Source organism: Pallidibacillus pasinlerensis (genome assembly GCF_009996845.1).
Classification (GTDB): domain Bacteria; phylum Bacillota; class Bacilli; order Bacillales; family Caldibacillaceae; genus Pallidibacillus; species Pallidibacillus pasinlerensis.
The window spans coordinates 18,893-33,587 of the sequence record NZ_JAACYS010000027.1 but is presented as its reverse complement, the minus strand read 5'-3'; the positions used below and the strand labels follow the sequence as shown (position 1 = coordinate 33,587).

Below are 14,695 nucleotides of genomic sequence, written 5' to 3'. Positions count from 1 at the left end.
GCTACCGAAAATTGATAAATTTACTCCTCATAGCTGTTCCCAAGCACCTGATATTGACACCGTTTTAAAATTAAAAAATAACGCCAAATATATTCGGAATCATCGCGGCATCACCCATTCCATCCCCGCGTTATTTGTTTGGACGCTGCTCATTAGCGTTGCCCTTTTTTACGTGTATGGTGCATCGTTTTTTCACATCGCGCTTTGGACGTTTATCGCTGTCAGTTTTCATGTGTTTGTCGACATATTTAATTCATATGGAACGCAAGCGTTACGTCCTTTTTCAAAGAAATGGGTTGCTCTTGGGATAATTAATACGTTTGACCCTTTTATTTTTGTCGTTCATGTAGCCGGAGTCGTCCTATGGCTGAACGGGCACCATGCTGGGTATACGTTTCTCGCTGTGTACATTGTGCTCATTGGTTACTATATCATTCGCTTTTGTCAACAACAAGCGATAAAGCGCAAGATCAAACAAATGTTTTCGGATGTCGAACAAATCATTACCGTACCGACAATAAAATGGAATGAATGGCATTTAGCTGTGACAACATCAACCCACTTTTACGTTGCTCGCTCGCAAAGAGGGGCGATTAACGTACTCGACATATTCGAAAAATGCCCTATTCCAAACATTCCTGTCATTGAAAAAGCAAAACAAGATGAAAATTTAGTGGCATTTTTGTCGTGTTCACCAGTATATCGCTGGGAAGTTCATGAGTATGACGACCATTATGAAGTGCGTTTTATTGATTTGCGTTACCGAAGCAAAGATCATTATCCATTTGTTGCGGTCGTGCAGCTTGATCGCGACTTAAACATTGTTAGCTCCTATACAGGATGGATTTTTAGCGAGAAGAAATTGCGCAAAAAACTAGAACTTATTCCAAGCTAAAGTAAACGGCGGTGTTCATAAATCACCGTCTATTGATGAATACTATACGTGTGCTTCAAGAGCACTACATCACATCTGGGGGGACTAACAGTGGGCAATAAAGAACGAGGCTTTCCGAATCAAAACAACGAAAAATTAGAAGGTGAGCCACGCGCAAAAGCGGAATACGCATCAAAACGTGCAAACGGAACAATTAATACGCACCCTCAAGAACGAATGCATGCGTCAAGTAAACGTGGCGACATCGAGGAGGAATAAGATGGGTAAACATAGGCGTAAAAAATTTTATGATAACCGTTATTCCGATCCTTTCCCACAACCGTGGGCAAATCCGAAGCACGCCCATGCCCAAGTAAACGGTGAAACACAACAATCGCAAAGCTTAATGATTTTGCATTCCGAAGTAAGCAAACGGAAAATATGACGAAAAGAGGTTGACATGCCCGTCAACCTCTTTTCTTTAGCAATGAAATAGGTAACGCTACTTCTGTATCTGGGTCATTCAAGCGATATCCCCATGCGAATACACCGTTCACATACTGAAGTTTAAATAACGACTGTGGGTCTCCTTCAATTTCGTAAAAAGTTATCGGGATTTAACAAATACGACTTCGCCACAGCCATTTTTCTTTCGTACACCGCGTATTCGTTTACCATGCCCATTTGTTCTGCTTTCCGAGCCTTTTCAGTCAATGCAGCAATTTCCTGCTTTAACTCCCATTCGCTCATTTCACTATATCGTTTCTGTTCCATTCCCCTCACTCCGCTTTATACGAACTTCATCTTTATCGTATCATAAGGGGAGCTAAAACACATAGATCAAAAGAAGGCTAAGTATTCCTGTCATCAATACGTAGTAAAGCATTGGAATGAGCGTCATGCGAATAATTGTCCCTTCTTTTCCAGCTAGACCAACGACAGAAGCGGCTGCAACGACATTTAATACACAAACTATGTTCCCTGCATTCGCTCCTAACACTTGTCCAGCGATAACGATATGATGTGGTACTTGAATTTGATCCGCAATGCTAAATTGAAATAAAGAAAACATCATATTACTAAACGTTGCACTACCTGAAATAAATGAGCCGAGCGCACCAATTAAAGGAGCAACTAATGGCCAAGCCGCTCCAACAGCACCCGCAACCATCGAAGCTAATTCAATCGGCATACTTGCAAGCCCAGCATCATTTACACCGGAATTAATGAAAATGCGAACCATCGGTACCGCTGTACCGAGCGCAATCGCGCTACCGATGAGCGTATACGCCGACTCCTTCATCGTCGCTAAAATATCTTCACGCTTCATTTTATGCATAAATATAGTTATGACAATGACGACGAGAAAAATCGTTCCCGGCAAATATAAAGGCTCAATCGCTGTACTAATGTTTGTTCCTAAAATGTTGTTAAATTGTAGCTCCACGGAACGAAGCCATGCTTTTAATGGCAAGTTTTGTAGGCGCGTCAACACTAAAATGATCGCAACAAGAATATACGGCATCCATGCAAGTAAAAGTGGCATGTCGCTTTTTTTCACGCTTGTTTCCGTTTGATGCTCATCCGTCTTCTTAAAATCCCACGGCTCTTTTGGCAATAAAAATCCTTTTTTTGCTGCTGGTACAACAATCGCTAAACCGATTAATCCACCGATCATCGATGGGAACTCTGGCCCTAAGAAAGAAGCGACAAGAAACGCCGGGACGGTGAAGCTAAGCCCGGCAAATAAAGCAAACTTCCAAATTTCAAACCCTTCTTTCCACGAGCGATTTTCACCGAAAAAGCGCGTTAAAATAAGCACTAAAATTAACGGGATGAACGTACCGATAATAATATCAAAAGACACTGCTTGTTTTGCGAGCGTTTGAAGAAACGAAGACAAATCGGTTGTACCGATGACGTGTTGTACCCGCTCAGCAACAGCACTTCCTTCACGAAGCCCTTGATCGACTCCGACAAGAATTGGTGTTCCAACCGCTCCAAATGAAACAGGGCTACTATCCGCAACAAGCGCTACAACAACAGCAGCAAGCGGTGGAAATCCTAAAGCAACAAGGAGCGGCGCACCGATTGCTGCGGGCGTCCCGAATCCAGCTGCCCCTTCAATAAACGCCCCAAACAACCAGGCGATAATGATGACTTGCACACGTCGGTCGCGTGTAAAACCTAAAAATCCGCTCCGAATCGTATCCATCGCCCCGCTTTTTGTCAACGTGTTTAACAGTAAAATCGCTCCGAAAATAATCCACAAAATTGACATGGCGACAATAACACCTTCAATTGTTGCAGCTGCCACTTGAACACTAGGCATCTTCCAAACGAATAACGACAAAATGATAGTGATCAAAAAGCTAATCGGCATCGCTTTTGCCGCTGGTAAACGCAATAAAACGAGAAAAAGAAAGACCGCTAATACCGGTGTAGAAGCTGTTACCACTTGTAAAAAACTCATATTGTTCCCCTTTCTTTGTTGTAATATAATGACATAAGACATTGTACCATAAGTTTGTGTAATAATTCACAATAACATTTGACTACTTCATAACAACTGCTTATGTATACGTTTTCCATGTTGTCGTAAATATATTCTACATGGTAGTGTCAAAAGTTCTATGAAAAAACGGTCGAGATAAGAATTTTCTTCCGTAAAGTTGTGGAAAGGCTCCGCCATTTGCCCTTGACAAACACGCCAATGGTTTATGTCAGGTGTAACAAGGGCGAAGGGAACAAAATTTAGGCATAACAAATACGCCCTTGTTTTCCGAAAATTTTAAACCATTGGCTGTTTGGTTTGTCAAGGGTTCGCTTCGCCAAACGGCTTATTTTGAGCTTCACATCTATAAGGGCTCAGCTAAAGCAAAATTTAGGCGGTTCGTTTTTCTTGAATCCATTGTTGGGCTAAATCAATCAATTTTGTCCAGCGTGCTGGCATCGTGGGAAGTCCGAGTAATTCTGGATTCACTACCGGGACATTTCCTTCTAAGCTTGCATGAGGACGTAAAAAGTTAAAGTAAGCTACAAAGAGCGTGACATACGATACGGAGCCTTTTTCAGAACCGAAGCCATGTGTCGAGCGATAATTACCTTTAAAGGTTCGATTCAGTCTCTCAATAATTTGTTTTAAGTGCCTAAATTCCGTTGATACTGGGTCTTCGTTCGTAAGACCAATCACTTGTTTCACATCAAATGAGATACCGTGCTGAGCGAAGAAATGTTGAACTAGAAGATAGATTGGATTTCCGTCTACTACAAAGGTAAGGTTCTCAGGAACCTCTTTCATCTTTAGTAAGACTTCGTCTATGGCACGAATGGCTGACAAGGTATCTCGATTAGGCGACACCGGATAAGAAAGAATAATCTTTTTCACGGCATCAAAGAAGAAGAACAAGTAATGCCAGCGCCCATTTACTCTGATGTAAGTTTCGTCTCCGCAGAATTTTCTGATGGAGCACCACACTTTGGACAGATCATGGATTTAGGTACTGAGACTTTCGTATTCTTTCGTCTCTGAACAGGTTTCAATGGTTTCCCGTTCTTTTCAAAATGCTCAGCGAGCAGAATTTTATAATCAAGTTTTTCAGGGACTTCAACAATCGGAAGATTGTCTACCTGAAGTTTTCGATAAGGCATATTAACTGGTTGTTCATTAAGTTTAGGCTTTTCAAACATGTTTTTTCCGATAAGTAGAGTAAGTAATGTTCGAATGATCTGTTCTAAATAGTTTATATAAGTTAATAAATAGGTTATAATTTGAGGGTACAAGATTGTCACTTCCTGTTTTAGGTTTTGAGTTGTAGTAACCTCAAATTAACCTTAAAATCCAGGGGGTGGCAATTTTTTTGCTTGTAAAGCCCTCTATCAAGGTATTTTATAACCTATTTAATATAAAATTTTTGACAATACGCGTATAGACATGGGGGGGAGAAAAATGGTTCATATTTTGTACATAGAAGATGAAAAAGATATTGGAAAATGGGTAACACAAAACTTAAAGGAAAAAGGATATCAAGTAAAATGGATGCAATCAGGGGAAGGGATTGATCAGTATATTTCCACAGTAGATATCGTTATTTTGGATGTTATGCTTCCTGGATTAGATGGATTTTCAATCGGAAAACGTATTAAAAGGGAAAACAAGGATTTACCTATATTAATGCTTTCTGCACGTACTGCGGTAGAAGATAAATTAGAAGGACTCAGTTTTGCGGATGATTATTTAACCAAACCATTTCATCCAGATGAGCTCGCAGCACGAATCGAGGTTCTGTTAAGAAGGTTTAACAAAAATGATAATATATTGCAACTTCAACATTTAACGATCCATACGAAAGATCTACAAATTGTGAATCAAGAAACAGGAGAGGAAATTCAATTAACAGGGAAGCAGTATTATCTTTTTCAATACTTTCTACGCCATTTAAATCAAATATTAACGAAAGAACAGCTTTATGAAGGTGTATGGGGAGAACCCTATATAGAAGGAGATAAAACATTGATGGTTCATATTCGTTATTTAAGAGAAAAAATAGAAAAGGATCCAGCCAATCCAACGATTATTGAAACGATTCGTGGAATTGGGTATAGGGTGAAAAAATGAAATTCCTCAGATCATTACTTGCAAAATATATGCTTATCGTTGTTACAGCCATATTTCTCACCCAGATTGTTTTTGTAATATATGCTTTGATTATGTTTGGTGCAGATTCAATCATTTCGCCCGAGGACAGTTTAAATCCAAACGTCATAGAAGAAAAATGGAATGATGAAGCAAGTAAAATACAAAATGTTTCTGAAGAAACGATTCAAAAACATTTTAAAAAGTGGATGCAACAATATCCTGCTGCCTCGATGTTTTGGGTAGATGGTAATGGAAACTTACGAACTCAATTTGATGTAAAAGAAGAACTGCCTTTAAAATGGACAGCTACTTCCACAGCACATTTTATTAAAGAACGTTATGGAGGCGATCCTTTTACTGTTATAGCCTTCGTTGGAAAAGATAAATCACAAGGATTTATCGTTTTTGAGATTCCAAGAAATCAACTTAAGCCACCAGATGGTCAAAAGTATGGAAGTGTTTTATTAAGCTTAACGATAGGAATGATTCTCCTTTTTATCCTAGCCTCTTTTCTATTTTTTAAAGGTATTAGAAAAAGATTATTAAATTTACAAAAAGCAATGGAAGTTCGAGATGTGAATGGACTTCCCATACAGGTTGATGTCAAAAAGAATGATGAAATTGGCCAACTCGAACAAACGTTTAATCAAATGGTTTTTGAACTGAGAGAAAGCAAACAACGTGAACAAGAAGAAGAGCAATTACGGAGGGAATTAATTGCCAATCTATCGCACGATTTACGAACACCTTTAACAAAAATACGAGCTCAAACTTATTTCATAGCGAAAGAGGAGTTGTCGCAGGAAGGGAATCAAGCGATAAAGTCCATGGAAGATTCGATTGATCATATTGACAGGTTAATCGAAAATTTGATGTCTTATACTCTACTAATGGCCAGTAAGTATAAATTTGAACCGAAAGAAATCGATGTCGTTCGTTTTGTGAAAGAATCCATAGCCTCATGGTATTCACTTTTTGAAAAAGAAGGTTTTGAAATTGATGTTGAATTACATCCGTTTGAAAAAAATAAATGGATGATCGATCCTTTATGGATGGGGCGTATTTTAGATAATCTATTTCAAAACGTGTTACGCCATGCAAAATCCGGGCGATATATTGGAGTGAAAACAGAATCAACGAAAGAGTACGATGCGTTTGTTATTTCTGATCGTGGAAAAGGGATGAAAAATGGGTCTAATGAAAAAGGTGCAGGAATTGGTTTATCGATTGTTGATATGATGGTAAAGGGGATGGAATTGGACTGGGATATGAAATCAAGTGAACAGGGAACCATCATCAAAATTAAACGATACAAAGTGGGTAGATCCGAAAAAACGTTTTAATGTGTTTTCGGAGCTACCCATTTTTTGATCCATTTTAAACGAAATTTAAACTTCTTCCTTACCTGGATTTAACTTTGCTTTTCTATGATCGATGATGAGGTGAGATGAATGGAATATGTATTACAAACGAAAAACCTAACAAAACGTTTTGGCCGCGAAAATGCAGTGGTTGGACTGGATATGAAAATACCTAGAGGGGAAGTGTATGGGTTTTTAGGACCGAATGGAGCGGGAAAAACAACAACGATTCGTATGCTTTTAGGACTGATGAAACCGACATACGGAACCATTCATATTTTTAATAAAGATTTAAAAAAAGAGAAGATCGACATTTTACGAAAAGTAGGTTCACTCGTTGAGAATCCATCCTATTATCCACATTTAACAGCTTATGAAAATTTAGAAGCACTTAGAAAGATATTAGGAGTTCCGAAAGCGCGAATCCATGATGTATTAGAGATTGTTCGATTAACAGATGTGGCAAATAAAAAAGTAAAAGGATTTTCACTTGGAATGAAACAGCGGCTAGGAATTGCGGCCGCACTATTACATCATCCGGATTTATTAATTTTAGATGAACCGACAAATGGACTTGATCCATCGGGGATCATCGAAATACGGAATTTAATTAAACGATTGCCTTCAGAGTTTGGGATGACTGTGTTAATTTCAAGCCACTTGTTATCAGAGATTGATCAAATCGCAACAACGGTAGGTATACTTTCAAAAGGAAAAATGATTTTTCAGGATTCAATCGAGGCAATGAGAAGACAGGCACAACAAAGAATAATATTCAAAGTAAGTGATAGTGATCATGCTTGGCGAGCCTTATTATCTAAGGGGATAAAAGCAGAATATAAAGATGGAGTCATTTATTTATCTGAACGTTCAAATGAAAAAGTGGCACATGCGGTGAGTACCCTTGTTCATGAAGGTTTTTCTATTTATCGCGTTGAAGAAGAAAAACGTTCCTTAGAAGACGTTTTCCTGCAAATGACAATGGAGGAGAAGATTGAATGATCGGAAAAATTTTGGGTGCAGATTTTTTAAAAATAAAACGAAAAGGTTTTTGGCTGCTAACCTTTTTAGGGCCATTTGGTGTTGTTGCTTTACAGATGGTAAACTACGGGATTCGAAAAGATTATTTGCTCAAACAAAGTAATGATGATTGGGGTTATTATTTAGTGAATGTAAGTGCATTTACCCCACTTGCACTCGTTTTAGGCATTGCGATTTTAACATCTTTTATTTCAAGCGTGGAAAATGAAACGAACGCATGGAAGCAGTTGTTAGCTCTACCTGTGTCTAAAATGAGTGTTTATTTATCGAAATTTACGGTTCTTGCCATTTTATTATTGATATCGTCCGTTCTTTTAATGGTGTTGACGCTTGTTTACGGTATTTTTCTTGATTTAGGTGAGGAAATTCCATTTATTGATTTATTAAAGTATAGTTTTTATCCATACTTTGCAGCCCTTCCGATTTTGGCATTACAACTCTGGCTGGCTACTGTCAGCCAAAATCAAGGGATTCCCATTACGGCCGGTATTTTAGGGACGATTTTCACTTATTCAGCTCATTATTTGCCGGATTGGATGATATGGAAATGGCCGACATTAAGGAATGAATGGAATGAGCCGTTCTTTAATGTTTTGCTCGGTATTGGGGTAGGAATTTTATTATATATAGCTGGCATGATCGATTTTACGAGAAGGGATGTGAAATAAATGTTATTTTCTATTATCCAATCAGAATGGTATAAATTGCGAAAATCAAAGATTGTGTCTATTATCTTTGCAGGACCGTTGATTGGACTTTTTATCGGATTAACTTCTAATAATTTCATGAATGTTGATGTGGAAATCAATGATTGGTATAAAACATTATTCTCAATGAATTTAACGTATGCTTTACTATTTTTGCCCCTGATAACGGGTGTATTAGCTGGTTTAATTTGCCGGTATGAACACCAAGCAGGGGGATGGAAACAGCTTTTAGCGATGCCAGTTACTAGAGGTAAAGTATTTATTGCGAAATATACATTATTAATGTTCATCGTATTTGTGATCCAGTTATTATATCTTGGTGCCATTTTTATAGTCGGAATGGTTAAAGGTTATACAGACCCTTTTCCAATGGAGATTGTTTGGAAAACTATTTTAGGGGGATGGATTGCGACATTCCCGTTAGTAGCTTTGCAATTGTGGATGTCTATCATGTGGAAGAGTTTTGCTGCTCCGTTCACCGTCAATGTTGTCTTTACATTACCAACGATATTAGCCGTAAACTCTGAACGTTTTGGACCGTACTATCCATGGGCTCAACCTTTTTCGATGATGTATGTAGATGGACAGACGGACAGTGTATTTTTCGTTCCATGGGAGCAAGTATTGACTGTTATAGGAGGAAGTTTTGTTCTATTTTTCCTTGTTGGATTTTTATACTTCCAAAGAAAAACTGTTTAGAAGAGCACATAGAATAAATTTTTCCTTTGATTATAAAAAAACATTATGTTATAATAATGTAAAAATTTGAGAAATGGAGGGTTTCCTTGTGGCATTTATCAGACTTCGATCTCAAGCTTTGAACGGGTAATTGAATACATTCAAAGGCTCTGCTTGTGTGTAGAGTAAATGGGATTGGTCTGCCTATTTTTAAGGAAACCTATTGTTATACGATTATGAGAAAAAGAGGGGGGACGAATCTGTCCTCCTTTTTGCTGTCTTTAAAAATAGAAAACAATACACAGATAAGGAATGCTTCTTAGTATGCTTATCCACGTAAAGATATTCTTGAATTCTTTGCTGCAGCTAAAGATTTATTACTTGCGGATAAGCTTAGTTAAGTATGCCATTCTTTATTGGAAGACCAGAATGATAACCAGGAAAGGCTCGTTGTTTTCTTCTGAAAACAGCTTATCTTTTTTGGTTTCTTAGATAGGTCCATATTCCTTTACTTAAACGCAGGCAGCCTGTGTTTTTTTATGTGCGCCCGGCATGTACATGAACTATAGGGTGTAAGTCCCGAACCCCGAAGACAGAAGTAGAGGTTAGCTCAACGCAAGGGTGTCCGTGGTGACGCGGAATCTGAAGGAAGCTGGAGGCAAAACACCGGTCCGAGGAACACGAACCTCATATAAGGCTAGGTATGATTGAGTGAGTTTGCATAACAAAACAAAGCTCTTTCTGTCGAAGGTCATATCGAGTAAATGAGGCGGATAGATGGTGTGAAAGTGCATGTACTTACCCGGGGAGGTCTGGCGGATAGGTGAAGTACTCTTCATAACCTACTTAGTGATAAGTAGCTGAACCGTCAGAAGTCAGCAGAGGTCATAGTATTAGTTGGTCTAGAACAACTAAGAAGGACCGAACAATTATGAGAGAATAGCCCTTGGCATTCAGTGAGTCATGATGAAGACAGAAAACGTAGTACCTCACTTGAGGGAGGAAGCGGTGAATCCCGTGGGAGACCTCTTGGAGGGTGGAGTGACCACTGGCATAAAGAGAACAGCTATTCACGGAAGTTATATAAAGACTTGCGTTAATCATCTTAATTAAACCACCGTATACGGAACCGTACGTACGGTGGTGTGGTAGGACGGAAGTTAATCGCTCCCTCCTACTCGATTAAGAGATTGGCTTTGTCCCAACCTCTTATGACTTGGATAATATGGAAATTATCCTATTAAATTTCCAAAATATTTATTTTACTGTAACTACAGTATTATCAGCTAATTTATTTCCTTTCACATCTTGAACATCGATAGTTGATTTAGCTCTTAATTCAACTTTCTTATCATCGAAGTCAGATTTAGAAACTGTGAATGTTACAGTTAATTCTTGTTTTGCAGATGCTGATGCTACAGCCTCAACAGAAGCAGTTACTCCAGCAGCTTCTGTACCGTTAAGGAATACACCGAAGTCTGAAGAAGTATCATTCCATACATTTTCACTGAATGTTAATTTAACTGTAACATCATATTTCGTTGAATCGCCAGTATTTTCCACATTAGAAGTTACTGCAACACCTTTAACTGTTGGTGCAATATTTTCATTTAGTTCAATCACTTTTCTAAATGATTCTTTCATTGCTACATTACCACTAGTTCTTACATTGCTAATAGTAATGTATCTAGCACCACGATATTCTGTTTTATTATCTTCTAAAGTTAATGTTACTGTCTTTTTATCCGCAGCTAGTTCAGCATTCTTAACAACAGCTCCATCAATAGAGTAATTTGCTGTATTTGTTGCGTCTGCTTCATTAACTTCTTCTTTAAATACAACAACCACTTTGTTGTTTCCTAAAGCGTGTGCAGCGCTTCCGTCAGTTGCTCCGAGGTTAGTTTGCACTTTAACCACTTCTTGACCAGATACAACTGAATCAGAACCACGAGTAAATGAAATTGCTCCGTCTTTAGCGTCATTATCTTTACCAGTTAGATTTTCAACTGCTGCTGCTGGTAAGTTTAATGTGTATTTAGCATCTTTTACTAGAGCACTATAATTTGTTCCACCATCATAGCTTACTTCTAAATCATCTAGTTTAATTCTGTATTCATTTTTCACATCTGGGTCTACAGCTTCAAAACCTTTTCCAACTGTTTTTGCTTTTACTTTTACATCTCTTGTTACATAATCTTTAAATTCTTTACCATCTAATACATTATTATAGAGATTTGAGAATTTGTCCAAGTTAACATCTTTGTTAAACTTAACTACTAAATATTCGTAACCATCTCTACCATCTTTTTGAATTACAGCAGATGTTAATTCTGGAGCTTCAGTATCTTCTTTTACTTGAATTGCTTTACTAAATGCTTTAATACCTTCACCATAAAGGTCAATAATTGCGTCTGCATCAATTGATACATTTACATAACCAACTAATAATGGTGAAATAAGCTCAATGATAAACTTAGTTTTATCATTTTTATCTTGTTCAACTTTAGTAACCGTATTTCCAGAAACATCAACTGCAGCAGTGCCGAATTTTACAACTTCTTCACTAAATTTGATTTCTAATTTTTGTGGGTTAATTACTGTAATATCAGTTACTTCTGGAGCTTTGCCATCACTTTCACCTTTAGTAAGTGCAATAGATGCTGGGTTTGGTGATAAAAGATTGTTATTCCAGTCTACAGCTCCTACTAATTTTAATTCGATTTCTTTATTAGACTTAACTGCTGTATTTAGGTTAACCAATAGTTCACCTTTAAGTTGTAAATCAGTTGTATCAAGAACAATATTTTCTGCATCTGTAGTACCTACACTTAAAGTTGTTCCATCTGCAACATATTTAGCACTGAAGTTAGCACCAGTAAGGCTTTTAACAGGTTCAGAGAATTTTACTTTGTATTGTGAAGCATGAACTTTTTGCACACTAGCAATAGTTGGTCTATCTTGATCGTTTACTTTGATTACACCAGAGTTATATGCAGGTAGATATTCATTTTTTGTATTATCAGCTGCTAATACTTTATCTTTAGCAATAGATAATACATACTCACCGTTCATCTATTCAGTGGCATTAAGTGTGATTTGCTATTCCCATAAATTTTTGGAATAGAAAGAACTAAGCAAGCAAATTAAAAAGCAACCTCCCGAAAATAGAAATGGGGGTTTTAAGAAAATAATTAGTTGGGGATTTTTATATGGTAATCAATTATAGGGAGTGAATAAACGTGAAATTTGATCCAAATCAGCATCTTCATTTAGGATATTATGAGAACAATGTTGATTTAGAAGCAGTCGCATATAAAATTCAGAATGAAAATAAATGGGTAGTTTTTTTAGATAATGAACAAGATACTACATTAGTTAAAAAAATATTAGATAAGTATGATTTCCATGAAAAATATGGTTACAAGATTTTTACTGTTGATGCAGATGATTTATCTTATGAAGTCGGAAGTAAGCTATTTGAAGAATGGTTAAAAGCAAATAATATAATATAAAATATAAGAAATAAGGAACGAATTTGCTAACGCAACTTCATCCATGCCCCAAGTGATGAAAAACACTTGGGGCATTTTTCAATTCTAATCGTATAGCCTCTTCCCAAAAAGGACACTACGAAAAATCGCTCAAGAATTGAACCTTGTTAACGCCAGTAAAAAAGATAGTACAGGAATCTGTTTTATTGGAGAAAGAAATTTCAAAAGCTTTTTAAAGAATTATTTACCGGCACAGCCCGGAGAAATTCGTTCTCTAGATGGAGAAGTGCTAGGTACTCATGATGGGTTGATGTACTATACGATTGGCCAACGAAAAGGACTTGGAATCGGTGGAAAAGGAACAGGGGAACCTTGGTATGTCGTCGATAAAGATTTAGAAAACAACGTTTTACTCGTCGCTCAAGGTAAAAATCATCCTGCTCTGTTTTCTACCGGTCTTATTGCATCGAACATCAGCTTTATTAGCTGGGATGTTCGTCCACGTACATTTGCATGTACAGCTAAATTCAGATACCGTCAAGAAGATCAGAAAGTAACCGTTCATATTCGTCCGAATGGAACGGCTTTTGTGGAATTCGAAAAACCAGTTAAAGCCGTTACTCCAGGACAAGTAGCGGTATTTTATGACAATGATGTTTGTCTTGGCAGTGCGATTATTGACGAAGTGATAAAAGTGGATGCTTCAACTGCCACTGCGGCATCTTAAAACAATACACTATTTGACTATATAATGACACCCTGTATGCACGCTATCTTGTCAGGAACAATAAGTGCTGTGATAAGGAATAAATCTCGGGGAATTTTATCGGCTATCATACAAAGAGTAACTACAAAACATCTTACTGAATCATCTTTAAGATATTTTATGTTTTGATGGAACGTTTTTCTAGATACAACGAAATTAAAAAATAATTGGAAGGTAGATGTGAAATGGAAAAATTTAAAAATCACAAAGGGTATTCACGCATGTATCAAGAAAACAAACTAACTTTAGGATTGTTCTTTCCGATTGAATCGTATATGGGCGATGTCCCTGAGATGAATATAGAAAAGCAAATGAAGTTAGCCAAACGAGCAGAAGAACTCAATTTCGCTTCATTATTTGTGAGAGATGTACCGTTGCGCGATCCTAATTTCGGGGATGTCGGGCAAATATATGACCCGTTTACGTATTTAGGGTATGTTGCTGCCAACACAGAAAAGATTGCCTTGGGAACGGGAAGTATTATTTTAACATTGCGCCATCCTCTTCATGTCGCAAAAGCAGCGGCTTCTGTAGACAGATTATCTGGTGAAAGACTTATTCTCGGTGTCGCAACAGGTGACCGTCCAATCGAGTTTCCAGCGTTCGCTGTGAATCCAGAAGATCGGAGCGAATTATTCCGAGAAGCAGTGGCTGTCATAAAAAAAGCATGGAAAGAGCATTTTCCGACCATTGACTCTGGACGAGTCCATCTAGCCAATGGAGATCTTTTACCAAAACCGAAATTGTCAGACATCCCATTAATGGTGACAGGTCACAGCGGACAGTCTCCTGAATGGATTGCTGAACATAGTGATGGCTGGATTTACTATCCACGTGCACTCAAATTTCAAAAAATGTTAATTGATAATTGGCGTTCGTTAACAGAGGAATTTAAGCCATTTACCCAATCGCTTTATGTTGATTTGGCGGAAGACCCATATCATGTACCAATCCCGATTCATCTTGGATTCCGTACGGGCCGCGTTTTCCTTATCGAATTTCTTGAAGATTTGCGAGATGCAGGTGTGAACCATGTCATCATCAACTTAAAATATGGCCAACGCCCAGTAGAAGAAGTAATCGAAGAATTAGGTGAATTTGTGCTTCCACACTTCCCGGCTTTATCATGATGAGGACA

Annotated in this window: 12 protein-coding genes and 3 pseudogenes; 11 read left to right on the top strand and 4 right to left on the bottom strand. The window is 37.8% G+C overall.

Annotation, left to right across the window (positions count from 1 at the left end):
* The 3 genes from GW534_RS07575 to GW534_RS07565 all read left to right on the top strand — a co-directional run.
* The coding region (locus tag GW534_RS07575; RefSeq protein WP_161920441.1) for a metal-dependent hydrolase at positions 1-895 on the top strand (895 nt) is incomplete at its 5' end.
* A 90-nt stretch (positions 896-985) separates the two neighbouring features.
* The gene (locus GW534_RS07570; RefSeq protein ID WP_003397928.1) at positions 986-1,153 is read left to right on the top strand and encodes a small, acid-soluble spore protein K; all 168 of its coding nucleotides are present in this window, start codon (positions 986-988) and stop codon (positions 1,151-1,153) included.
* 1 nt (position 1,154) lies between these two features.
* Positions 1,155-1,319 (top strand): YpzG family protein, encoded by a 165-nt coding sequence (locus tag GW534_RS07565; protein WP_129000785.1) that lies wholly within the window; start codon positions 1,155-1,157, stop codon positions 1,317-1,319.
* Positions 1,320-1,341: 22 nt separating this feature from the next.
* Here GW534_RS07565 and GW534_RS07560 read toward each other — a convergent pair.
* The 3 genes and pseudogenes from GW534_RS07560 to GW534_RS07550 form a co-directional block, all read right to left on the bottom strand.
* Positions 1,342-1,648, bottom strand: a pseudogene (locus tag GW534_RS07560) (YfhH family protein).
* A 52-nt stretch (positions 1,649-1,700) separates the two neighbouring features.
* On the bottom strand, positions 1,701-3,347 hold the full coding sequence (locus GW534_RS07555) for an L-lactate permease (protein WP_161920440.1): 1,647 nt from the start codon (positions 3,345-3,347) through the stop codon (positions 1,701-1,703).
* Positions 3,348-3,758: 411 nt separating this feature from the next.
* Positions 3,759-4,657, bottom strand: a pseudogene (locus GW534_RS07550) (IS6 family transposase).
* Between the two features lie 166 nt (positions 4,658-4,823).
* On the opposite strand from GW534_RS07550, the gene GW534_RS07545 reads away from it, so the two are divergent.
* The 5 genes from GW534_RS07545 (at position 4,824) to GW534_RS07525 (ending at position 9,321) form a co-directional block, all read left to right on the top strand.
* Positions 4,824-5,492 carry a response regulator transcription factor gene (locus GW534_RS07545; RefSeq protein WP_161920439.1) on the top strand — a complete coding sequence of 223 codons (669 nt, stop codon included), beginning with the start codon at positions 4,824-4,826 and terminating at the stop codon, positions 5,490-5,492.
* Positions 5,489-6,856, top strand: coding sequence for a sensor histidine kinase (locus GW534_RS07540; RefSeq protein WP_161920438.1), 1,368 nt, complete (start codon positions 5,489-5,491; stop codon positions 6,854-6,856). Before GW534_RS07545 ends, GW534_RS07540 begins: the two co-directional genes overlap by 4 nt.
* A gap of 108 nt (positions 6,857-6,964) precedes the next feature.
* Complete coding sequence (locus GW534_RS07535; RefSeq protein WP_161920437.1) at positions 6,965-7,876, top strand: ABC transporter ATP-binding protein; 912 nt, start codon at positions 6,965-6,967, stop codon at positions 7,874-7,876.
* Positions 7,873-8,583, top strand: coding sequence for an ABC transporter permease (locus GW534_RS07530; protein ID WP_161920436.1), 711 nt, complete (start codon positions 7,873-7,875; stop codon positions 8,581-8,583). Before GW534_RS07535 ends, GW534_RS07530 begins: the two co-directional genes overlap by 4 nt.
* Positions 8,584-9,321 carry an ABC transporter permease gene (locus GW534_RS07525; protein WP_161920435.1) on the top strand — a complete coding sequence of 246 codons (738 nt, stop codon included), beginning with the start codon at positions 8,584-8,586 and terminating at the stop codon, positions 9,319-9,321. It begins immediately after the preceding gene.
* A gap of 1,236 nt (positions 9,322-10,557) precedes the next feature.
* On the opposite strand, the gene GW534_RS07520 is transcribed toward GW534_RS07525, so the two are convergent.
* Positions 10,558-12,372, bottom strand: coding sequence for a hypothetical protein (locus GW534_RS07520; RefSeq protein ID WP_161920434.1), 1,815 nt, complete (start codon positions 12,370-12,372; stop codon positions 10,558-10,560).
* A 167-nt stretch (positions 12,373-12,539) separates the two neighbouring features.
* Between GW534_RS07520 and GW534_RS07515 the strand changes: the two genes are divergently transcribed.
* The 3 genes and pseudogenes from GW534_RS07515 to GW534_RS07505 all read left to right on the top strand — a co-directional run bounded on the left by GW534_RS07515 (position 12,540) and on the right by GW534_RS07505 (position 14,687).
* Positions 12,540-12,812: a DUF3986 family protein gene (locus GW534_RS07515; protein ID WP_033026638.1), complete on the top strand. Its 273-nt coding sequence runs from the start codon at positions 12,540-12,542 to the stop codon at positions 12,810-12,812.
* A gap of 112 nt (positions 12,813-12,924) precedes the next feature.
* Positions 12,925-13,518: pseudogene (locus GW534_RS07510) on the top strand (tRNA methyl transferase PRC-barrel domain-containing protein); the annotation flags it as partial.
* 224 nt (positions 13,519-13,742) lie between these two features.
* Positions 13,743-14,687: an LLM class oxidoreductase gene (locus GW534_RS07505; protein WP_161920433.1), complete on the top strand. Its 945-nt coding sequence runs from the start codon at positions 13,743-13,745 to the stop codon at positions 14,685-14,687.
* Positions 14,688-14,695 lie beyond the last annotated feature (8 nt).

Bases quoted from the DNA above. Each gene is read 5' to 3' on its own strand.
- GW534_RS07565 (WP_129000785.1), top strand. From the start codon at position 1,155: ATGGGTAAACATAGGCGTAAAAAATTTTATGATAACCGTTATTCCGAT.
- GW534_RS07555 (WP_161920440.1), bottom strand. From the start codon at position 3,347: ATGAGTTTTTTACAAGTGGTAACAGCTTCTACACCGGTATTAGCGGTC.
- GW534_RS07545 (WP_161920439.1), top strand. From the start codon at position 4,824: ATGGTTCATATTTTGTACATAGAAGATGAAAAAGATATTGGAAAATGG.
- GW534_RS07540 (WP_161920438.1), top strand. From the start codon at position 5,489: ATGAAATTCCTCAGATCATTACTTGCAAAATATATGCTTATCGTTGTT.
- GW534_RS07535 (WP_161920437.1), top strand. From the start codon at position 6,965: ATGGAATATGTATTACAAACGAAAAACCTAACAAAACGTTTTGGCCGC.
- GW534_RS07530 (WP_161920436.1), top strand. From the start codon at position 7,873: ATGATCGGAAAAATTTTGGGTGCAGATTTTTTAAAAATAAAACGAAAA.
- GW534_RS07525 (WP_161920435.1), top strand. From the start codon at position 8,584: ATGTTATTTTCTATTATCCAATCAGAATGGTATAAATTGCGAAAATCA.
- GW534_RS07520 (WP_161920434.1), bottom strand. From the start codon at position 12,372: ATGAACGGTGAGTATGTATTATCTATTGCTAAAGATAAAGTATTAGCA.
- GW534_RS07505 (WP_161920433.1), top strand. From the start codon at position 13,743: ATGGAAAAATTTAAAAATCACAAAGGGTATTCACGCATGTATCAAGAA.